The organism is Burkholderia sp. PU8-34, assembly GCF_053427725.1.
Window position 1 is genome coordinate 104,506 of the sequence record NZ_JBSAXC010000006.1, and the last position, 21,397, is coordinate 125,902.

The window sequence follows — 21,397 nt, forward strand, 5'->3', positions numbered from 1 at the left end:
TTTACGCTGCGCTCCGGGTTTCGCCGTTTTCAAACAGGTTCGAGAAGCAGCGGCCGCACAGCGTCGGATGATCGGCGTGCGCGCCGACGTCGTCGCGGTAGTGCCAGCAGCGTTCGCACTTCTGGTACTTCGATGCGGCCACGTCGACGCTTTCCTGCGCTTCGTCGTCGACCTTGACGACAGTGGCCGCCGACGTGATCAGCACGAACTTCAGATCGTCGGCGAGGCTCGCGAGCGCGTCGTAGCGCGCGCCGCTCGCATGAACGGTCACTTCCGCCTGCAGCGACGAGCCGATGCGGTTCGCGGTGCGGGCTTCCTCGAGCGCCTTCGTGACGTTGCCGCGCACGTCGCGCAACAGCGTCCACTTCGCGATCAGCGCGTCGGCGTCGGCGACTTCCGGATACGCGTAGTACGTTTCCGTGAAGATCGTGTCGCTCGCCGGCTGGAACACCTTCCACGCTTCTTCGGCGGTGAACGACAGGAACGGCGCGAGCACGCGCAGCAGGCCCTGCGTCAGGTGGTAGAGCGCCGTCTGCGCGGAGCGGCGCGCCTTCGAATCGGCCGCGCTCGTGTACAGGCGGTCCTTCAGCACGTCGAGGTAGAAGCCGCCGAGATCTTCCGAGCAGTACGTCTGCAGCTTCGCGACGACCGGGTGGAACTCGTACTTCTCGTAGTGCGCGAGCAGCTCGGTCTGCAGCTGCGTGGAGAACGCGACCGCGTAGCGGTCGATCTCGAGCCACTCGCTGACCGGCAGCGCGTGCTGCGCGTAGTCGAAGTCGGACAGGTTCGCGAGCAGGAAGCGCAGCGTGTTGCGGATGCGGCGATAGCCTTCCGTCACGCGCTTCAGGATCTCCTCGGAGATCGCGAGCTCGCCTGAGTAGTCGGTCGACGCGATCCACAGGCGGATGATTTCCGCGCCGAGGCGGTTCGCGACTTCATGCGGATCGATGCCGTTGCCGAGCGACTTGCTCATCTTGCGGCCTTCGCCGTCGACCGTGAAGCCGTGCGTGAGCAGGCCCTTGTACGGCGCGCAGCCATCGAGCATCGATGCGGTCAGCAGCGACGAGTGGAACCAGCCGCGGTGCTGGTCCGAGCCTTCGAGGTACAGGTCGGCCGGGAATTGCAGGTCGTCCTTGTGCGAGCCGCGCAGCACGTGCCAGTGCGTCGTGCCCGAGTCGAACCATACGTCGAGCGTGTCGCGGTTCTTCTCGTACATGTTCGCGTCGTCACCGATCAGCTCGCGCGGATCGAGCGTCTGCCATGCCTCGATGCCCGACTGCTCGACGCGCTTCGCGACTTCCTCGAGCAGCTCGAGCGTGCGCGGATGCAGCTCGCCGGTTTCCTTGTGCACGAAGAACGCCATCGGCACGCCCCATTGGCGCTGGCGCGACAGCGTCCAGTCCGGGCGGTTCTCGATCATGCTGTGCAGGCGCTGCTTGCCCCACGACGGGTAGAACGCGGTCGCGTCGACGCCCGCGAGCGCGGTTTCGCGCAGCGTCGCGCCACCGTCTTGCGGCGTCACGTCCATGCCCGCGAACCACTGCGACGTCGCGCGATAGATGATCGGCGTCTTGTGGCGCCAGCAGTGCATGTAGCTGTGCGTGTACTTCTCGTTGCGCAGCAGCGTGCCGGCGGCGTTCAGCGCGTCGACGATCTTCGGGTTCGCGTCCCAGATCGACAGGCCGCCGAACAGCGGCAGCGATTCGATGTAGCGGCCGTCGCCCATCACCGGGTTGATGATGTCCGAATCGGTCATCCCGTGCGCCTTGCAGGATACGAAGTCCTCGACGCCGTAGGCGGGCGACGAGTGCACGACGCCGGTACCGGTGTCGGTCGTCACGTAGTCGCCGAGATAGACGGGCGACGTGCGCTTGTAGCCGGGGTGGGCCGCAGCGAGCGGGTGATTGAAGCGCAGGTTGACGAGCTTCTCGCCGAGCGTCGTCGCGACGACGCGGCCCGTCAGCTTGAAGTCTTCCATGCACGCGGCGACACGCTCTTCCGCGATGATCAGCAGGCCGCGCTCGGTGTCGACGAGCGCGTAGACGATCTCCGGATGGAGGTTGAGCGCCTGGTTCGCCGGGATCGTCCACGGCGTGGTGGTCCAGATCACGATGCCGCCGTCGGCACGCGGCAGCGCCGGCAGGCCGAATGCCTGCGCGGTCTTCTCCGGCTCCGCGAACGTGAACATCACGTCGATCGTCGGGTCGGTGCGGTCCTTGTACTCGACTTCCGCCTCGGCCAGCGCCGAGCCGCAGTCGAAGCACCAGTTCACGGGCTTCAGCCCGCGATACACATAGCCCTTCTCGATGATCTTGCCGAGCGCGCGGATTTCGCCCGCCTCGTTGGCGAAGTTCATCGTCTTGTACGGGTTGCGCCAGTCGCCGAGCACGCCGAGCCGCTTGAAGCCGACTTTCTGCTTCTCGATCTGCTCGGTCGCGTACGCGCGCGCCTTGCTCATCACCTCGGCCGCCGGCAGCGACTTGCCGAACTGCTTCTCGATCTGGATCTCGATCGGCATCCCGTGGCAGTCCCAGCCCGGCACGTACGGCGCGTCGAAGCCCGCCATGTTGCGCGACTTGACGACCATGTCCTTCAGGATCTTGTTCACCGCGTGGCCGAGGTGGATGTCGCCGTTCGCATACGGCGGGCCGTCGTGCAGGATGAACTTCGGCCGGCCCTTGCTGGCCGCGCGGATCTTCTCGTAGAGGCCGCGCTCTTCCCATTCCTTGACCCACTGCGGCTCGCGCTTCGGCAGGTCGCCGCGCATTGGGAACGGCGTGTCGAGCAGGTTGACCGGATACTTGGCCTGCGGTTTCGAATCGGCTTTCTTGTTGCTCATGATGAGATCGCTATCAAATCGGGGGACGCTCGTGCGTCGTGAATCGGGAGTGCGCGCGCAGCGGCGGCGCCGGGGTGCGGCGCATTGCGCCGCCGGCGGGGTCAGCTAATTCGGTCGGTGGCCGACGTCGAGAAGCCGGTCGCGCGGCTGCCGGGCGCATGGCCGTGCGCCGCGAAATACGCGCGCGCGTTCGCGACGTCTTGCGCGATCGCGCGCGACAGCGCTTCGAGATCGTCGAACTTCGCCTCGTCGCGCAGCTTCTGCAGGAATTCGACGCGCACGAGCTTGCCGTACGCATCGCCGTGCCAGTCGAGCAGGTGGACTTCGAGCAGCACGCGGCCCGAATCGACGACGGTCGGGCGCAGGCCGAGGCTCGCGACGCCGGGCAGCGGGGTGTCGGCGAGGCCGTGGACCTGGACGACGAAGATGCCCATCAGCGCCGGCCGCTTGTGCGCGATCGGCAGGTTCAGCGTCGGGAAGCCGAGGTCGCGGCCGAGCTTCAGGCCGTGCGTGACGTGGCCGCTGATCGCATAACCGTGGCCGAGCGCCTGCGCGGCCGCGGCGAGATCGCCCGCCGCGAGGGCGGCGCGCACGCCGGAGCTGGAGATCCGCGTGCCGTCGTCGCCGGCGACCGTGCCCATTTGCTCGACCTCGAAACCGTGCTGCTCGCCGGCCGCCTTCAGCGACTCGAACGTGCCTGCGCGCTTCGCGCCGTAGCGGAAATCGTCGCCGACCATCATCCAGCGCGTGTGCAGGCCGCCCACCAGGGTGCGCTCGACGAACGCCTCCGGCGACTGGCTCGCGAACGTATGGTTGAAGTGCTCGACGACCACCCGGTCGACGCCGTTCTCGCGCAGCGCCTCGAGCTTGTCGCGCAGCATCGCGATGCGCGGCGGCGCGCTCGCCGGATTGAAGAACTCCCGCGGGTGCGGCTCGAAGGTCATCACGCAGACGGGCAGGCCGCGCGCGTCCGCTGCCGCGCGCACGCGCGCGAGCAGGGCCTGGTGGCCGCGATGGACACCGTCGAAGTTGCCGATCGTCAACGCGCACGGGGCGCGGCTTTCGGCATTGGGCAGGCCGCGGAAGACTTTCACGATAGCGGAGGCAGCGTCGGGGTAGGGGCGGACGGATGCCGCAAAGCAGAAGATTATAAACGTTCGGGCGGGCAGGCGGCTGAGGAGGCGGGAAACGGGAGGCCGAATGGTAAAATTCGCGGATGAAAAAACTCGTCATCTTGATTTCCGGTCGCGGCAGCAACATGGAAGCCATCGTCCGCGCGTGCGCGCAGGAGCGGTGGCCTGCCGAGGTTGCCGCCGTGATCGCCAACCGGCCCGACGCGGCCGGCCTTGCCTTCGCGGCGTCGCACGGGGTTGCGACCGCGGTGGTCGACCACCGGTCGTTCGACGGCCGCGACAGCTTCGATGCGGCGCTCGCTGACGAGATCGACCGCTTCGCGCCCGATCTCGTGATCCTCGCCGGCTTCATGCGGATTCTGACGCCCGCATTCGTCAAGCGGTTTGAGGGTCGGATGCTGAACATCCACCCGTCGCTGTTGCCGAGCTTCAAGGGCATCCATACGCACCAGGCCGCGCTCGACGCGGGCGTCGCGCTGCACGGCGCGTCCGTGCATTTCGTCATCCCCGAACTGGACAGCGGCGCGATCGTCGCGCAGGGCGCGGTGCCGGTGCGCGCGGGCGACGACGCGGCCGCACTCGCGCAGCGGGTGCTGGCGGTCGAGCACGTGCTGTATCCGCGTGCGGTGCGCTGGTTCGTCGAGGGGCGCCTGCGCCTCGAGGGCGGCCGGGCGGTGGTGGCGCCGGACGAGGCGCGCTGGATTTTCGCGGACGAACCGCAACCCAAGACGAGCGAGGGCGTATGAAGCTGCACGGATTCCTGATCGGCCAGACCGAGACCCTGTTGGCCGAAGTGCTGAAGTTCGCCGGCCCGGCCGACGCCACGACGAGCCGGTTCTTCCGCGCGCACCCGAAGCTCGGGCACGCGGAGCGCGGCGTGATCGCGGAGGCCGTGTTCGCGGTGCTGCGCCGGAAGATGGAGTTTGCACACCTCGCCGAGAGCGGCACGGGCAGCCCCGCGCGGCGCCTGGCGCTGCTCGGCCTGATGCAGACGATGGGCCGCAACGCGCTGAGGCCGTTCGTGTCCGATACGGAGGCCGCGTGGCTCGAGCACGTGTCGAAGATCGACCCGGCGAGCCTGCCGGTGCGGATTCGCACGAACCTGCCGGACTGGATCCATCAGGCGCTCGCGACGCGCTTCGACGCCGATGAGCTCGCGCAGCTCGCGGCGGCGCTCAACTACCCGGCGCCGCTCGATCTGCGCGCGAACGCGCTGAAGGCGACCCGCGACCAGGTGATCGACGCGCTGCGCGCGAACGGCATCGACGCCGGCGCGACGCCGTTCGCGCCGAACGGCGTGCGCGTCGTCGGCAAGCCGGCGCTCACGCGCCTGAAGCTGTTCGAGGAGGGCCAGATCGAGGTGCAGGACGAGGGCAGCCAGCTGCTGTGCTCGCTCGTCGCGCCGCGCCGTGGCGAGATGGTCGTCGATTTCTGCGCGGGCGCGGGCGGCAAGACGCTCGCGCTCGGCGCGATGATGCGCTCGACCGGGCGCCTGTACGCGTTCGACGTGTCCGAGAAGCGGCTCGCGAAGCTGAAGCCGCGTCTGGCGCGCAGCGGGCTGTCGAACGTGAACCCGGTGCTGATCGACAGCGAGCACGACGCGAAGATCAAGCGGCTCGCGGGCAAGATCGACCGCGTGCTCGTCGATGCGCCGTGCAGCGGCCTCGGCACGCTGCGCCGCAACCCGGACCTGAAGTGGCGCCAGTCGCGCGCGTCGATCGACGAACTCACGCCGAAGCAGGCGTCGATCCTCGCGAGCGCCGCGCGTCTCGTGAAGAAGGGCGGGCGGCTCGTCTACGCGACCTGCAGCGTGCTCGACGCGGAAAACGAGGCGATCGTCGAGCAGTTCCTCGCCGATCATCCGGACTTCGCGCTCGTGCCGGCACAGAAGGTGCTGGCCGACCAGCGCATCGCGCTCGAGACGGGCGACTACCTGTCGCTGTGGCCGCATCGTCACGCGACCGACGGCTTCTTCGCCGCCGTGCTCGAGCGGCGCGCGCAGGCTAACGGCGGGCCGCAAGGATGATGCAGAACCTGCAGAGCCGCCTGCTGTCGAGGCGGCTCGCTTCGGTGATCCAGGACTTCAACCAGCCGGTGATGATCTGGCAGGCGGCGATCCTGGTCGGCGCGCTGTGCTTCGCGTGGCTGGCCGCGCGTTTCGTGCACGCCCGCATCGACGCGCGTCGGCGCGCTGCCGGGCGCACGCCCGGCGCCGGCGCGCAAAGCCTGAAGCGCGCGCTGTTTCCGCTGTTCGGCAGCGTGTTCGTGGGGATCGCGCAGCTCGCGTTCGACCCGTTCATGTCGACGTCGCTGCTGTCGCTCGCGCTCGTGCCGCTGATCGGCATCGCGTTCATCTACGCGCTGTTCTTCTTCGCCCGGCGCGTGTTCGCGCGCGACGGCCACACGCATGCGTGGCTGTCCGTCGTCGAGAAGCTCGTGTCGATCGTCGTGTGGGCCGCGATGGTGCTCACCGTGCTCGGCATCCAGCGCGACGTGCTGCAGTGGCTCGACAGCGTGCAGTTCCGCGTCGCGAACGCGCACCTGACGCTGCTGTCGGTGATCTCCGGCGCGTTGTGGGTCTGCGTGACGCTGATGGTCGCGGTGTGGCTCGGCTCGGTGCTCGAGGATCGCCTCGCGCGCGCGAGCACGCTCGACGCGAACCTGAAGGTCGTGCTGTCGCGGGTCGGGCGCGCGCTGCTCGTGTTCGCGGCGGTGCTGATCGGGCTGTCGCTCGTCGGCATCGACGTGACCGTGCTCGGCGTGTTCGGCGGCGCGGTCGGCGTCGGGCTCGGCTTCGGCCTGCAGAAGATCGCGAGCAACTACGTGTCGGGCTTCATCATCCTGCTCGACCGGTCGCTGCGGCTCGGCGACGCGATCAGCGTCGGCGGGCTGCAGGGCGTCGTCACGCAGATCCGCACGCGCTATACGGTCGTGCGCGGCCTCGACGGCAACGAGACGCTGATCCCGAACGAGAAGCTGATCACCGACGTCGTGCAGAACCAGTCGTCGTACCTGACGCGCGGCTATGCGAAGGTCGCGGTGCAGGTCGCGTACACGAGCGACGTCGAGCACGCGCTCGCGGTGCTTGCCGACGCGGCGAAAGGCGTGCCCCGCGTGCTCGCGGAGCCCGCTCCGACGCCGTATCTCGTGAATTTCGGCGCGGACGGCATCGATCTCGAGCTCGGCTTCTGGATCGAGGATTCGGCGAAGGGCACGTCCGGCGTGCGCTCGGCGGTGAACCGCAACATCTGGCGGCTCTTTTCCGAGCACGGGATCTCGATTCCGTTCCCGCAGCGCGAAGTGCGCGTCGTCGGCCTGCCGGACGGCTTCACCGCCGTGCGGCCGGCAGGCGGCGACATCGCGGCCGGGCGCACCGTCATGTAATGCCGGCCAGAAGCGGAGCGCCGGCGCCGTGGAGTCCGCCGGTGGACTTTCGGCGTTGCTCCAAGGCAAGAAATATTCATTTTTTACAAAGACTTGGAACGATTGCAGTAAAATTTCTGTCTGTTACGCGGTATGCTTTCATTTTTCTGACGCCGGTGCCGGCCTGTTTGTGCGCGGCGTCGTTTACACCACAGGTAACTGCCTTGTTGAATTCCCTGCTCGACTTTCTTTCCCACGGGCTCCTGCGCTTTTCGTGGTGGCAGATCGCGCTGTTCGCGCTCGCCGTCACGCACGTCACGATCGTCGGCGTGACCGTCTACCTGCATCGCTGCCAGGCGCACCGTGCGCTGGAGCTGCACCCGATCGCGAGCCACTTCTTCCGCTTCTGGCTGTGGATGACGACCGGCATGCTGACGGGGCAGTGGGCGGCCATCCACCGCAAGCACCATGCGAAGTGCGAAACCGAGGAAGATCCGCACAGCCCGCAGACGCGCGGCATCTGGAAGGTGTTCCTCGAGGGCGCGGAGCTGTACCGTGCGGAAGCGAAGAACGAAGAAACGATGCGCAAGTTCAGCCACGGCACGCCGAACGACTGGATGGAACGCAACGTCTACACGAAGTACCCGATCCTCGGCATCAGCCTGATGATGGTGATCGACGTCGCGCTGTTCGGCGTGATCGGCCTGACCGTATGGGCCGTGCAGATGGCCTGGATCCCGTTCTGGGCGGCCGGCGTCGTCAACGGCTTCGGGCACTTCTGGGGCTACCGCAACTTCAACTCGGCCGATGCGAGCACGAACCTGTTCCCGTGGGGCATCGTAATCGGCGGCGAGGAACTGCACAACAACCACCACACGTTCGCGACGTCCGCGAAGCTGTCGAACAAGTGGTACGAGTTCGACATCGGCTGGATGTACATCCGCATCATGTCCGCGTTCGGTCTCGCGAAGGTGAAGAAGGTCGCGCCGACGCCGCGCCTGAACAAGCCGAAGACGGTGCTCGACCAGGAAACGCTGCAGGCCGTGCTGTCGAACCGCTACGAGGTGATGGCGCGTTACGGCAAGGCCGTCAAGCGCGCATACCGCCAGGAGCTCGTGCGTCTCAAGGAACTCGGTTCGAGCGACAAGTACCAGCTGATGCGCGGTGCGCGCAAGTGGTTCCACAAGGACGAGGACGGCCTCGACGAGCAGAAGAAGAAGCTGCTGCCGGAGATCTTCGCGAACAGCCAGAAGCTGCAGACGTACTTCCAGCTGCGCCAGGAACTGGCCGCGATCTGGGATCGTTCGACCGCGTCGCGCGAACAGCTGCTCGCGCAATTGCAGGATTGGTGCCATCGCGCCGAACAAAGCGGCATCAAGGCGTTGCAGGAATTTGCGACGCGCCTGCGCCGCTACGCCTGATTCGAAATCGATTAGAATCTCAGGACGTCACAAACCCCGCGTTGGCGGGGTTTTTTCTTTTGGGCCGGCCGTTTCCGCGGCGGCGATCAGCAGGACCGGGTTTTGCACGAAACCGGAGCAAGCGCGATGGCGCTGACTCTGGTCGAGCTTTGCATGGGATCGGAGTAAGCGCTGAAGCGCTAACTCCGATCGACACAGGAGATATGGAGATGCAATCGACGATCAAACCCGTCGAGTACGACCGACCGGTTGCCGCAGGGGCAGTCTGCGGCGTCGGGCAGGCATGGGCGAAGGTGCCCGAGACGCCGTCCCCCGAGGAACGCGCGGCGCTGAAGGCGCGCATCAAGGCGTTGCTCGTGCGCGAGAAGGCGGTGCTGGTCGCGCACTATTACGTCGATGCCGTGTTGCAGGAGCTGGCCGACGAAACCGGCGGCTGCGTCGCCGATTCGCTCGAAATGGCCCGCTTCGGCCGCGACCATGATGCGCGGACGCTCGTCGTCGCCGGTGTGCGCTTCATGGGCGAGACCGCGAAGATCCTGAGTCCGAACAAGCGGATCCTGATGCCGGACCTCGACGCGACCTGTTCGCTCGATCTCGGCTGCCCGGTCGACGAGTTCTCCGCGTTCTGCGATGCGCACCCGGATCGCACCGTGGTCGTCTACGCGAACACCAGCGCCGCCGTGAAGGCGCGTGCCGACTGGATGGTCACGTCGTCGATCGGCCTCGAGATCATCGCCGACCTGCACGCGCGCGGCGAGAAGATCATCTGGGCGCCGGACCGTCATCTCGGCAGCTACATCCAGAAGAAAACCGGCGCGGACATGCTGCTGTGGCAGGGTTCGTGCCTCGTGCACGACGAATTCAAGGGCATCGAGCTGGACCTGCTGCGCGCCGAGTATCCGGACGCGAAGGTGCTGGTCCATCCGGAGTCCCCGGAGAATGTCGTCGCGCAGGCCGACGTTGTCGGCTCGACGACGCAGCTGATCGACGCCGCGGTCAAGCTCGATGCGACGCGCTTCATCGTCGCGACCGATCTCGGCATCCTGCACAAGATGCAGCTGGCGGCACCCGGCAAGACCTTCATCGCGGCGCCGACGGCCGGCAACAGCGCGACCTGCAAGAGCTGCGCGCACTGCCCGTGGATGGCGATGAACGGCCTCGCGAACCTCGCGGACGTGCTCGAACGCGGCCACAACGAGATCTTCGTCGATCCGGCGATCGGCGAACGCGCGCGCCTGCCGATCGACCGGATGCTCGATTTCGCAGCCGCCCACAAGAAGCGCGTGCAGGCGAGCGGCGACCTGCAACGCGACCAGCAACTGTTCGCGAACGTGGGGGCGGCATGACGAGTAACGCCGTTTCCCCGCTTTACGAGAGCGTCCTCGCGCAATACGGCGCGGCGTTCGAAGACGCAATCGCGCGCAACGTCGCTGATGCAATTTCGGAGGACGTCGGCCCGGGCGACCAGACCGGGCGGCTCGTGCCGGCGGACGAGCGCCGTCGCGCGCGCATCATCGTGCGCGAAGAGGCCGTGCTGTGCGGCGTGCCGTGGTTCGACGCGGTGATGCGCCGGATCGGTCCGGCGATCGATGTGCGCTGGCATTACCGCGAAGGCGACCGGATGACGGCCGATTCGACCGTTTGCGAGCTCGAGGGGCCGGCCCGCGCGCTGCTGACCGCCGAGCGCAACGGGCTCAATTTCCTGCAATTGCTGTCGGGCGTCGCGACCGCGACGCGGCGCTACGTCGACCGGATCGAAGGCACACGCGCGAAGATTCTCGATACGCGCAAGACGCTGCCGGGCCTGCGGCTCGCGCAGAAATACGCGGTGCGGGTCGGCGGCGGGGCAAACCAGCGCCTTGCGCTGTACGACGGAATCCTGATCAAGGAAAACCACATCGCGGCCGCGGGCGGCGTCGGCGAGGCGCTCGACGCCGCGTTCGCGCTGAACGCTGGCGTGCCGGTACAGGTCGAGGTCGAGACGCTTGCGCAGCTCGACACGGCGCTCGCGCACGGCGCGCAGTCGGTACTGCTCGACAACTTCACGCTCGACATGATGCGCGAAGCGGTGCGCGTGGCGGACGGCCGCGCGGTGCTCGAGGTATCGGGCGGCGTCAACTTCGATACGGTGCGCGCGATTGCCGAAACCGGCGTCGACCGGATCTCGATCGGCGCGCTGACGAAGGACGTGCGCGCGACCGATTATTCGATGCGGATCGTCGACTGATCGCACTGCGGTGCAATCCGCAGACAAAAAAGCCGTTGGCGTGCGAGCGCCAACGGCTTTTCTTCTTGCGCGCAGCGCAGCGTTGAGCTGCGCTGCGCGTGGCGTCAGCGACGCACCTTCGGCATCAGCACGCTCGGCAACGCCTTCGGCAGCGCATGCGGCCAGTCGCGGCTGAAATGCAGGCCGCGGCTTTCGCGGCGCGACTGGGCGCTCTTCACGATCAGCGTCGCGACATCGACGAGGTTGCGCAGTTCGAGCAGGTCGCGGGTCACGCGGAAGTTCGCGTAATACTCCTGGATCTCGTCGCGTAAAAGCGACAGCCGGTGCCGCGCGCGCTCGAGGCGCTTGTCCGTGCGCACGATGCCGACATAGTTCCACATCAGGCGCCGCAATTCGTCCCAGTTGTGCGCGACGACGACTTCCTCGTCCGCGTCCGACACGCGGCTCTCGTCCCACGCGGGCAGCGTGCCGTGCGACTCGGCGTCGAAGCCGGCCGTCTCGATCGCGTCGGCGGCCGCGCGGCCGATCACGAGGCATTCGAGCAGCGAGTTGCTCGCGAGGCGGTTCGCGCCGTGCAGCCCCGTGTACGACGTTTCGCCGACCGCATACAGGCCGGCGAGGTCGGTGCGGCCCGCGAGATCGGTGACGACGCCGCCGCACGTGTAGTGCGCGGCCGGGACGACCGGGATCGGCTCTTTCGCGATGTCGATCCCGAATTCGAGGCAGCGCGCGTGGATCATCGGGAAATGCTCGCGCAGGAACGCCTCCGGCTGATGGCTGATGTCGAGATACACGCAGTCGATCCCGCGCTTCTTGATCTCGAAGTCGATCGCGCGCGCGACGATGTCGCGCGGCGCCAGTTCCGCGCGCGGATCGTGCGCCGGCATGAAGCGGGTGCCGTCCGGCAGCTTCAGCAGGCCGCCTTCGCCGCGCACGGCCTCGGAAATCAGGAACGATTTCGCATACGGATGGAACAGGCAGGTCGGGTGGAACTGGATGAATTCCATGTTCGCGACCCGGCAGCCCGCGCGCCACGCCATCGCGATGCCGTCGCCGGTCGCGGTGTCGGGGTTCGTCGTGTACAGGTAGACCTTGCCTGCGCCGCCCGTGGCGAGCACCGTGTGCGGCGCCTCGATCGTGATCGTGCGATCGTTCTCGACATCGAGCGCATACAGGCCGTGGCAGCGGCGGCCGGGCAGGCCGAGCCGCTCCGACGTGATCAGGTCGATCGCGTGGTGGTTTTCGAAGAACGTGATGTTCGGGTGCCGGCGCGCGCGTTCGGACAGCGTCGCGAGCACCGCGTGGCCGGTCGCGTCGGCGGCGTGGATGATGCGCCGGTGGCTGTGGCCACCCTCGCGGGTCAGGTGAAAGCCGAGCTCGGCGGCGTCGTCCTTCGTGAACGGCACGCCTTGCGAGATCAGCCATTCGATCGCTTCGCGGCCGTGCTCGACGATGTAGCGGGTCGCGCCCTCGTCGCACAGGCCGCCGCCGGCGACCAGCGTGTCGTCGACATGGTTCTCGATGCTGTCCGCGGAGTCGAGTACCGCTGCGATGCCGCCTTGCGCGTTGTCGCTCGCGCCCTCCATCATCGAACGCTTCGCAATCAGCGCGACGCGCCGCGTGCTGGCCAGATTGAGCGCGACCGACAGGCCTGCCAGGCCGCTGCCGACGATCGCCACGTCGAATTTCATTGCTGCATCTCCGTCATTGCACTCTTGATCTTGTCTGTTCCGGCGGCAAAACCGCGGAAAGGGGAGAGCATACCGCGTCGGGCTCGAGCGTGCTTCGGGCAAAACAAAAAGCCCCGCGATTGCGGGGCTTTCTGGTCGTCATCAGGCTGGCAGAAACCAGGAGATTACTTGATCTTGGTTTCTTTGTATTCCACATGCTTGCGGACGACGGGATCGAACTTCTTGATCGCCATCTTTTCCGGCATGTTGCGCTTGTTCTTCGTGGTCGTGTAGAAATGACCCGTGCCAGCGGTCGACTCGAGCTTGATCTTGTCGCGTGCGCCTTTTGCCATGATTGTGCTCCTTGGGCTTAGGCTTCGCCGCGTGCGCGCAGGTCAGCGAGCACGGAATCGATGCCGTTCTTGTCGATCAGGCGCAGGCCGGCGTTCGAGACGCGCAGACGCACCCAACGGTTTTCGCTTTCCACCCAGAACCGGCGGTTTTGCAGGTTCGGCAGGAAGCGACGCTTCGTCTTGTTGTTGGCGTGGGAAACGTTGTTGCCGCTCATCGGCGCTTTCCCAGTTACTTGGCATACGCGTGCCATGAGAGCACTCCTAATACGCTAAATTCGGGGTTCGATCGCCGGTGAAGGTTCCATCGTACCGCCACGTGATCCATGGCTGCACTCAGAACGCCCAAGCCCATAACAGACAAGGCCCTTCGATGGCTAGAACTGGTTGGAAAAAAGACAGACGGCGATTCTAGCAGAAAAAGCTCAGAAAAATCAAACGCAATTTCGCTTCACCGTTGCATCGGGCCCGGACGGTTCGCCGGGGCGCACAGTCTACAGCCAACCGGCGCCCGCGAACGAAAATGTGTCGCTCGTGCCGACGACGATATGGTCGAGCAGCCGCACATCGATCAGCACGAGCGCGTCGCGCAGCACCCGGGTCAGCCGCCGGTCTTCCGCGCTCGGCTGCACGGCGCCGGAAGGGTGGTTGTGCGCGACGATCAGTGCGGCGGCGTTCAGCGACAGCGCGCGGCGCACGATCTCGCGCGGGTAGACGGCCATCCGCGTGAGCGAACCGCGCGCGCTTTCCTCGATGTCGATCAGGCAGTGGCGGGCGTCGAGATACAGCGTGACGAACACTTCATAGGGACGTGTGCCGATCTTGAGCCGCAGAAAATCCTCGACCGCGCCGGGCGAATCGATCAGCAGCCGCTCGCGCGCCTTCTCGGCGAGCGCGCGCCGCGCAAGCTCGGCGACCGCGGAGAGCAGCGCGATGCGGGCGTCGCCGATGCCGGGGCGGCCGCGGAAATCGTCAGGCGTCGCGTCGAGCAGCCCGCGCAGCGAGTGGCCGAACTGCGCGAGCAGCGCGCGGGCGTTGTCGAACACGTTGTGGCCGGGCACGCCGGTGCCGAGCAGCAGCGCGATCAGCTCGTCGTCGGACAGCGCGGCGGGCCCGCGCGTGAGCAGCCGTTCGCGCGGCAGCCCGGTTTCCTTCGTGCGCGGGGCGCGGCGCCTGCGCCGAACGGGCGGGGTGCGCGGGGCGGGCGCGGGCCCGAGGTTCTCCCGGCATGCGGGCAAAGGCAATAATTGTTGCGTCATCGTTGATACTCCATTGTCGGCAGGCGGCCTGCGCGCCGTCGTCGCACTTTCTGCCTTGCGCGCGCAGGTGACTTACAATAGGGGTTTTGCGCTGGGCCTTCCGGCCGTTACGGGCGCCGATTGAACGAGTCATTCATGAGCCTTATCGATCTATCCGAAGTGAAGCCCGGTTCGCACGTCACGCTGCACTACCGGTTGGCCCTCGCCGACGGCGCCGACATCGTCAACACCTTCTCCGACAAACCGGCCACGCTGCTGCTCGGCGCGGGACAGCTGGCACCCTCGCTGGAACAGATTCTCGTCGGGCTCCGGGTGGGTGACCATTCGACTTTTCAGCTAGCGCCGGAGCAGGCGTTCGGTCCCCGAAACCCCGACATGCTTCAGCGCGTGACGCTCGCGACGCTGCGTGAAAACGGCATGGTCGGCGACGATTTCACGCCCGGCGACCTGATCGAGTTCAACGCGCCGGACGGCGGCCGATATGCAGGGGTGCTGAAGGAAATCGGCGAAACCTCCGCGCTGTTCGACTTCAATCATCCGCTCGCGGGCCAGGCGCTCACGTTCGAAGTGAAAATCATCGGGATTCTGTAATCATGAGCACCACCGATACGCTGTCCGGACAGACCGTCGCAGCCGACGCCGAAATCCTGCTGGCGCAGCCGCGCGGCTTCTGCGCGGGCGTCGATCGCGCGATCGAGATCGTCGAACGCGCGATCGCGATGCACGGCGCACCGATCTACGTGCGCCACGAGATCGTCCACAACAAGTACGTGGTCGAGGATCTGAAGAAGAAAGGCGCGATCTTCGTCGAGGAACTCGAGGAAGTGCCGGCCGGCAACACCGTGATCTTCAGCGCGCACGGCGTGTCGAAGGCCGTGCGCGACGAGGCCGGCGTGCGCGGCCTGCGCATCTATGATGCGACGTGTCCGCTCGTCACAAAGGTGCACGTCGAAGTGGCGAAGATGCGCCAGGATGGTGTCGACATCGTGATGATCGGGCACAAGGGGCATCCGGAAGTCGAGGGAACGATGGGGCAGGTCGAGCGCGGCATGCATCTCGTCGAGAGCGTCGAGGACGTGCAGAAGCTCGTGCTCGCCGATCCGGAGCGCATCGCGCTCGTCACGCAGACGACGCTGTCGGTCGACGACGCGGCTGAAATCATCGCCGCGCTGAAGGCGAAGTACCCGAAGATCCGCGAGCCGAAGAAGCAGGACATCTGCTACGCGACGCAGAACCGCCAGGACGCGGTGAAATTCATGGCGCCGCAGTGCGATGTCGTGATCGTCGTCGGGAGTCCGAACAGCTCGAATTCGAGCCGCCTGCGCGAGGTGGCCGAGAAGCGCGGCGTCGCCGCGTACATGGTCGACGCGCCCGAGCAGATCGATCCCGCATGGGTTGCGGGCAAGCGCCGCATCGGCGTGACGGCCGGCGCGTCGGCGCCCGAGGTGCTCGCTCAGGCGGTGATCGCGCGTCTGCGCGAACTCGGCGTGCGCAACGTCCGCGCGCTCGAGGGCATCGAGGAGAACGTGTCGTTCCCGTTGCCGCGCGGCCTGAACCTGTCTCCCGCCGCCTGACCCGGATACCACTCGCGGTACACCGAAGCGCGCCCTAGGGCGCGCTTTTTTTGCACCTTTTTTCCGCGCGTCGAGATTGCAAGCGCAACCAATCCTCCCAATGATGGTGCAACTGGGTTGCTATCCGCGCTCGAACCTGTGTCTCAAAATTGGTTGCAATGCAGGAAAACCCCATCGAATCAGGAATATTGGCGTCCTATAAATGGAGTTACAATGCGCCCGTTTTCAGGCCTGAGCGGTCGTGAAATCGGGTTTTGGCAAGGCGCGGGAGACCTATTTAATGCATGTGAAGTTGGCTTACGCCGTGTCCGTCGCCGCAGCGGTTGCAATGCTTGCCGCCTGCAGCAAAAAAGGCGACGACGGGGCGGGCAGGGAGGCTGCGGTGTCCGCGCCACCGCCGGCCAGCGACGCGCGCGTCGTCAAAATCGGCCATGCCGCCCCGCTGACGGGGAGCATTGCGCATCTCGGCAAGGACAATGAAAACGGGGCACGTTTGGCGATCGAGGAAATCAACGCGCATGGCCTGACGATCGACGCGCATCCGGTGCGGCTGGAACTGGTCGCCGAGGACGACGCCGCCGATCCGAAGACCGGCACGCAAGTTGCTCAGAAGCTGGTCGACGACCGGGTCGTGGCCGTGGTGGGGCACCTCAATTCCGGGGTGTCGATCCCGGCGTCGAAAATTTACAGCGACGCAGGCATCGTGCAGATTTCACCGTCCTCGACCAATCCCGACTATACGAAGCAAGGGTACAAGACCACCTACCGCGTGGTGGCGACCGATGCGCAGCAAGGGCCTGCGCTCGCCAACTACGCGCTGCATGCGCTCCACGCGAAGCGCTTCGCGGTCGTCGACGACGCGACCGCCTACGGCAAGGGTCTGGCCGACGAATTCGCGAAGACCGTCCGGGCAGCGGGCGGACAGATCGTCGCGCGCGAAGCGACCAACGACCGCGCGACGGATTTCAAGGCAATCCTGACGAAGATCAAGAGCGACCATCCCGACGTGATCATGTACGGCGGCATGGACGCGACGGGCGGCCCGTTTGCGAAGCAGGCGCTGGCGCTCGGCATCGAGGCAAAAATCCTTGGCGGCGACGGCGTGTGTACCGACAAGGTGGTCGAGCTCGCGGGCAGCGCGGTGCAGAACCTGATCTGTTCGGAGGCGGGGCTCGCCCTGTCGCGGATGGACAAGGGGGCGGACTTCGAGAAGAAGTACGAGGACCGTTTCCACACGCCGGTGCAGATCTACGCGCCATTCACGTATGACGCCGTCTACGTGATCGTCGACGCAATGAAGCGCGCGAACTCGATCGACGCGTCCAAGGTGCTGGCTGCGATGCCGTCGACCGATTACCGCGGGGTGATCGGTCACATCGCATTCACGCCGAACGGCGATTTGAAAGAGAGCGCGATTACGCTCTACGACTTCAAGGAGGCAAAGAAAACCGTCCTCGATGTCGTGACGATGTAGCGACGGGACTCGTGACGGCACCGGAACAGTGCGGTGCCGTTTTTGTATCCGCTCCGGCGGCAGGTCCGGCCGTACAGGCCGGGCGGCGCACGCCGGGACGATCCACCCTTACCGGTCTTTTCTAGTACCCGCAGTGTCGCCGAGACGACGTGATTCCTCGCTTACCCGCGGGGCGCAGCTTCATCCGGCAGCACGGGCCAAGGAGCTTTAAATGGATATCTTCGTCCAGCAGATCCTCAACGGGCTGGTGCTCGGCAGTGTGTACGCCATCATCGCGTTGGGTTACACGATGGTGTACGGCATTCTGGGCATCATCAACTTCGCGCACGGCGATGTGCTGATGATCGGCGCGATGGTTGCGCTGTCGGCGATCAACGTGCTGCAGAACCACTTTCCCGGGCTCGGCAACGTCGCGACGCTGACGATCGGTCTCGGTATCGCCGCGTGCGTCTGCGCGGTGGTCGGCTTCACGATCGAGCGGGTCGCGTACCGGCCGCTGCGCCGTGCGCCGCGTCTCGCGCCGCTGATCACCGCGATCGGCGTGTCGATCCTGCTGCAGACCGCCGCGATGATCATCTGGTCGCGCAACCCGCTGCCGTTCCCGCAGCTGCTGCCGACCGACCCGATCAACGTGATCAAGGCGACCGACACGACGCCCGGCGCCGTGATCTCGATGACTGAAATCGTGATCATCGCCGTCGCGTTCATCGTGATGGGCGGCCTGCTGCTGCTCGTGCACAAGACCAAGCTCGGCCGCGCGATGCGCGCGATCGCGGAAAGCCCGAACACTGCGAGCCTGATGGGCGTGAACCCGAACTTCGTGATCTCGGCGACCTTCATGATCGGTTCGGCGCTCGCCGCGCTGGCCGGCGTGATGATCGCGTCCGAGTACGGCAACGTGCACTTCTACATGGGCTTCATCCCGGGCATGAAGGCATTCACCGCGGCGGTGCTGGGCGGGATCGGCAACCTCGGCGGCGCGATGGTCGGCGGGGTGCTGCTCGGCCTGATCGAGCAGTTGGGCGCCGGCTACATCGGCAATCTGACGGGCGGCGTGTTCGGCAGTAACTACCAGGACGTGTTCGCATTCATCGTGCTGATCATCGTGCTCGTGTTCCGTCCGTCGGGCCTGCTCGGCGAACGGGTCGCGGACCGCGCGTAACGGAAGGGGAGCAAGAACATGACATCCATTCAACCGATCGAAACCTCGACGACGCTCGTCGAAGAACGCAACACCGCGAAGACCGTCACCATCGGTATCCTGACCGCGGCCTTCGTCATCGCTGCGCCGATCATCATCGGCGCAGCGGGCGGCAACTACTGGGTCCGCGTGCTCGACTTTGCGATGCTGTACGTGATGCTCGCGCTGGGGTTGAACGTGGTGGTCGGCTTCGCCGGCCTGCTGGACCTGGGCTATATCGCGTTCTACGCGGTGGGCGCGTACACGGCGGCATTGTTGAGCTCGCCGCACCTGACCTCGCAGTTCGAGTGGATCGCGCAGCTCGCGCCCGGCGGATTGCACGTGCCGTTCCTGATCATCGTTGTGATCGCGATGACGCTCGCGGCGGGAGCCGGAATTTTGCTCGGTGCACCGACGCTGCGGCTGCGCGGCGACTACCTCGCGATCGTCACGCTGGGCTTCGGTGAAATCGTGCGGATCTTCATGAACAACCTCGACCGTCCGGTGAACATCACGAACGGCCCGAAGGGGATCACGGGGATCGACCCGGTGCACGCCGGCGACTTCAGCCTCGCGCAGACGCACTCGCTGTTCGGCATCCAGCTGCCGTCGGTGTACATGTACTACTACCTGTTCGTGCTGTGCGCGCTGCTGGTGATCTGGACGTGTACGCGCCTGCAGCACTCGCGCATCGGCCGTGCATGGGCGGCGATCCGCGAGGACGAGATCGCGGCGAAGGCGATGGGCATCAACACCCGCAACGTGAAGCTGCTCGCGTTCGCGATGGGCGCGTCGTTCGGCGGCCTGTCGGGCGCGATGTTCGGCTCGTTCCAGGGCTTCGTGTCGCCGGAATCGTTCACGTTCTGGGAGTCGATCGTCGTGCTGGCGTGCGTGGTGCTGGGCGGCATGGGCCACATCCCGGGCGTGATCCTCGGCGCGGTGCTGCTGGCGATCTTCCCGGAATTCCTGCGTTCGACGATGGGCCCGCTGCAGAACGCGGTGTTCGGGCATGAGATCGTCGATACGGAAGTGATCCGCCAGGCGCTGTACGGCCTCGCGATGGTGATCATCATGCTGTACCGCTCGGAAGGCCTGTGGCCCGCGCCGAAGCATGAGGACAAGATCGCGAAACTGGCGAAGCGCAGCGCCAAGTCGGCGCGCGCGTAACGGACAAGCAGGAGAAAACACATGAGCGACAAACCAATCCGACTGTCCGTCAAAGGCGTGAACAAACGCTTCGGCGGCCTGCAGGCGCTGTCCGACGTCGGCCTCGAGATCAAGGAAGGCGAGATCTACGGCCTGATCGGCCCGAACGGCGCGGGCAAGACGACGTTCTTCAACGTGATCACGGGGCTGTACACACCGGATTCCGGCGAGTTCAAGCTGGACGGCGCGGAATACAAGCCGACCGCGGTGCACCAGGTCGCGAAGACGGGCATTGCGCGCACGTTCCAGAACATCCGGCTGTTCGGCGGCATGACTGCGCTGGAAAACGTGATGGTGGGCCGCCACGTGCGCACCAAGCACGGGCTGCTCGGCGCGGTGTTCCAGACCCCGGCGGAACGCCAGGAAGAGCGTGAAATCAAGGAGCGCGCGATCGAGCTGCTCGAATACGTCGGCGTGCTGCAGTACGCGGACTACACGTCGCGCAACCTGTCGTACGGCCACCAGCGCCGTCTGGAGATCGCGCGCGCACTGGCAACCGACCCGAAGCTGCTCGCGCTCGACGAGCCGGCGGCCGGGATGAACGCCACGGAGAAAGTGGAACTGACGCGCCTGCTCGACAAGATCCGTTCGGACGGCCGCACGATTCTGCTGATCGAGCACGACGTGAAGCTCGTGATGCACTTGTGCAACCGGATGACGGTGCTCGATTACGGCAAGGTGATCGCCGAGGGTCTGCCGCAGGACGTGCAGAAGAACCCGAAGGTGATTGAGGCATATCTCGGCGCAGGGGTGCACTGATGGCAGCGGCAATGTTGAAAATCAAGGGCTTGCAGGTCAACTACGGCGGCATCCAGGCCGTCAAGGGCGTTGACATGGAGGTCCGTCAGGGCGAGCTCGTGACGCTGATCGGCGCGAACGGCGCAGGCAAGACCACGACGATGAAGGCGATCACGGGTCTCAAGCCGTATTCGGCGGGCGACATCGAGTACGACGGCAAGTCGATCAAGGGCATGCCGACGCACGAACTGCTGAAGCGCGGCCTTGCGATGGTGCCGGAAGGCCGCGGGATCTTCGCACGGATGTCGATCCTCGAGAACATGCAGATGGGCGCGTACCTGCGCAACGATGCGGACGGGATCAAGAAGGACATCGACCGGATGTTCGGCTTCTTCCCGCGCCTGAAGGAACGGGCGACGCAGCTCGCGGGTACGCTGTCGGGCGGCGAGCAGCAGATGCTCGCGATGTCGCGCGCGGTCCTGTCGAAGCCGAAGCTGCTGCTGCTCGACGAACCGTCGATGGGGCTGTCGCCGATCATGGTCGAGAAGATCTTCGAGGTGGTGCGGACGATCTCGAAGGAGGGCATCACGGTGCTGCTGGTCGAGCAGAACGCGCGTCTCGCGCTGCAGGCGGCCGACCGCGGCTACGTGATGGACTCGGGCACGGTCACGATGGAAGGCGACGCGAAGCAGATGCTCGACGATCCGAAGGTGCGCGCCGCGTATCTGGGTGAATGAGTGAGTGAATGAGCGGGCCCCGCGTGTCGGTGCGGCTGCGGCCGCACGCGATGCGCAAGGGCTTTGGAAAGGCTGTCACGGGTTGCCGTGACGGCCTTTTTTTTCGCGCCGCGCGATGGCCGCAGAACTGTGCCCGTGTGCGTGACTCCATCGGACGAGCGCGCCACAACCGCGGCGCGCAGGCTGCATCACGTCGGCTGCTTGCGTCTGGCCGTCCGCGACCGGC

At 66.1% G+C, this 21,397-nt stretch carries 19 protein-coding genes; 13 read left to right on the forward strand and 6 right to left on the reverse strand.

Features of this window, described 5'->3' with window-relative positions; genetic code table 11:
* Position 1: 1 nt before the first annotated feature.
* Together ileS and ACV22Z_RS16635 are read right to left on the reverse strand one after the other, a co-directional pair.
* Positions 2-2,839, reverse strand: a complete 2,838-nt coding sequence (gene ileS, locus ACV22Z_RS16630; protein WP_448077385.1) for an isoleucine--tRNA ligase — start codon at positions 2,837-2,839, stop codon at positions 2-4.
* A gap of 101 nt (positions 2,840-2,940) precedes the next feature.
* Positions 2,941-3,933, reverse strand: coding sequence for a bifunctional riboflavin kinase/FAD synthetase (locus tag ACV22Z_RS16635; RefSeq protein WP_448077386.1), 993 nt, complete (start codon positions 3,931-3,933; stop codon positions 2,941-2,943).
* 122 nt (positions 3,934-4,055) lie between these two features.
* Here ACV22Z_RS16635 and purN point away from each other — a divergent pair, with 122 nt between their 5' ends.
* From purN to nadC, 6 genes are all read left to right on the forward strand, one after another.
* Positions 4,056-4,718 carry a phosphoribosylglycinamide formyltransferase gene (purN, locus tag ACV22Z_RS16640; protein ID WP_448077387.1) on the forward strand — a complete coding sequence of 221 codons (663 nt, stop codon included), beginning with the start codon at positions 4,056-4,058 and terminating at the stop codon, positions 4,716-4,718.
* Entirely contained in the window at positions 4,715-5,998 is a 1,284-nt protein-coding gene (locus ACV22Z_RS16645; RefSeq protein ID WP_448077388.1) for an RsmB/NOP family class I SAM-dependent RNA methyltransferase, read from the forward strand. The genes purN and ACV22Z_RS16645 overlap by 4 nt, the downstream gene beginning before the upstream one ends.
* A complete protein-coding gene (locus ACV22Z_RS16650; protein ID WP_448077625.1) occupies positions 5,998-7,356 on the forward strand; it encodes a mechanosensitive ion channel family protein in 1,359 nt (452 codons plus the stop codon). The genes ACV22Z_RS16645 and ACV22Z_RS16650 overlap by 1 nt, the downstream gene beginning before the upstream one ends.
* Before the next feature lie 203 nt (positions 7,357-7,559).
* Entirely contained in the window at positions 7,560-8,756 is a 1,197-nt protein-coding gene (locus ACV22Z_RS16655; protein ID WP_448077389.1) for a DesA family fatty acid desaturase, read from the forward strand.
* A gap of 209 nt (positions 8,757-8,965) precedes the next feature.
* Positions 8,966-10,102 (forward strand): quinolinate synthase NadA, encoded by a 1,137-nt coding sequence (gene nadA / locus ACV22Z_RS16660; protein ID WP_448077390.1) that lies wholly within the window; start codon positions 8,966-8,968, stop codon positions 10,100-10,102.
* Positions 10,099-10,983, forward strand: coding sequence for a carboxylating nicotinate-nucleotide diphosphorylase (gene nadC / locus ACV22Z_RS16665; RefSeq protein ID WP_448077391.1), 885 nt, complete (start codon positions 10,099-10,101; stop codon positions 10,981-10,983). The genes nadA and nadC overlap by 4 nt, the downstream gene beginning before the upstream one ends.
* A gap of 104 nt (positions 10,984-11,087) precedes the next feature.
* Here the strand turns inward: nadC and nadB are convergent, their stop codons facing one another.
* The 4 genes from nadB to radC form a co-directional block, all read right to left on the reverse strand.
* Positions 11,088-12,674 carry an L-aspartate oxidase gene (nadB, locus tag ACV22Z_RS16670; RefSeq protein WP_448077392.1) on the reverse strand — a complete coding sequence of 529 codons (1,587 nt, stop codon included), beginning with the start codon at positions 12,672-12,674 and terminating at the stop codon, positions 11,088-11,090.
* Between the two features lie 164 nt (positions 12,675-12,838).
* Positions 12,839-13,006 carry a 50S ribosomal protein L33 gene (gene rpmG, locus ACV22Z_RS16675; RefSeq protein ID WP_006478046.1) on the reverse strand — a complete coding sequence of 56 codons (168 nt, stop codon included), beginning with the start codon at positions 13,004-13,006 and terminating at the stop codon, positions 12,839-12,841.
* 17 nt (positions 13,007-13,023) lie between these two features.
* Positions 13,024-13,257 carry a 50S ribosomal protein L28 gene (gene rpmB / locus ACV22Z_RS16680; protein ID WP_004186391.1) on the reverse strand — a complete coding sequence of 78 codons (234 nt, stop codon included), beginning with the start codon at positions 13,255-13,257 and terminating at the stop codon, positions 13,024-13,026.
* A gap of 240 nt (positions 13,258-13,497) precedes the next feature.
* Positions 13,498-14,262: a RadC family protein gene (radC, locus tag ACV22Z_RS16685; RefSeq protein ID WP_448077393.1), complete on the reverse strand. Its 765-nt coding sequence runs from the start codon at positions 14,260-14,262 to the stop codon at positions 13,498-13,500.
* A 135-nt stretch (positions 14,263-14,397) separates the two neighbouring features.
* On the opposite strand from radC, the gene ACV22Z_RS16690 reads away from it, so the two are divergent.
* From ACV22Z_RS16690 to ACV22Z_RS16720, 7 genes are all read left to right on the forward strand, one after another.
* Positions 14,398-14,853 (forward strand): FKBP-type peptidyl-prolyl cis-trans isomerase, encoded by a 456-nt coding sequence (locus tag ACV22Z_RS16690; protein ID WP_124597807.1) that lies wholly within the window; start codon positions 14,398-14,400, stop codon positions 14,851-14,853.
* A gap of 2 nt (positions 14,854-14,855) precedes the next feature.
* Positions 14,856-15,836, forward strand: coding sequence for a 4-hydroxy-3-methylbut-2-enyl diphosphate reductase (ispH, locus tag ACV22Z_RS16695; protein WP_448077394.1), 981 nt, complete (start codon positions 14,856-14,858; stop codon positions 15,834-15,836).
* A 280-nt stretch (positions 15,837-16,116) separates the two neighbouring features.
* Positions 16,117-17,310 (forward strand): branched-chain amino acid ABC transporter substrate-binding protein, encoded by a 1,194-nt coding sequence (locus tag ACV22Z_RS16700; protein ID WP_448077626.1) that lies wholly within the window; start codon positions 16,117-16,119, stop codon positions 17,308-17,310.
* A gap of 211 nt (positions 17,311-17,521) precedes the next feature.
* Positions 17,522-18,472, forward strand: coding sequence for a branched-chain amino acid ABC transporter permease (locus ACV22Z_RS16705; protein ID WP_448077395.1), 951 nt, complete (start codon positions 17,522-17,524; stop codon positions 18,470-18,472).
* 18 nt (positions 18,473-18,490) lie between these two features.
* Positions 18,491-19,657, forward strand: a complete 1,167-nt coding sequence (locus tag ACV22Z_RS16710) for a branched-chain amino acid ABC transporter permease (RefSeq protein ID WP_448077396.1) — start codon at positions 18,491-18,493, stop codon at positions 19,655-19,657.
* 21 nt (positions 19,658-19,678) lie between these two features.
* Positions 19,679-20,455 carry an ABC transporter ATP-binding protein gene (locus tag ACV22Z_RS16715; protein WP_448077397.1) on the forward strand — a complete coding sequence of 259 codons (777 nt, stop codon included), beginning with the start codon at positions 19,679-19,681 and terminating at the stop codon, positions 20,453-20,455.
* Complete coding sequence (locus ACV22Z_RS16720) at positions 20,455-21,171, forward strand: ABC transporter ATP-binding protein (RefSeq protein WP_448077398.1); 717 nt, start codon at positions 20,455-20,457, stop codon at positions 21,169-21,171. The genes ACV22Z_RS16715 and ACV22Z_RS16720 overlap by 1 nt, the downstream gene beginning before the upstream one ends.
* Positions 21,172-21,397 lie beyond the last annotated feature (226 nt).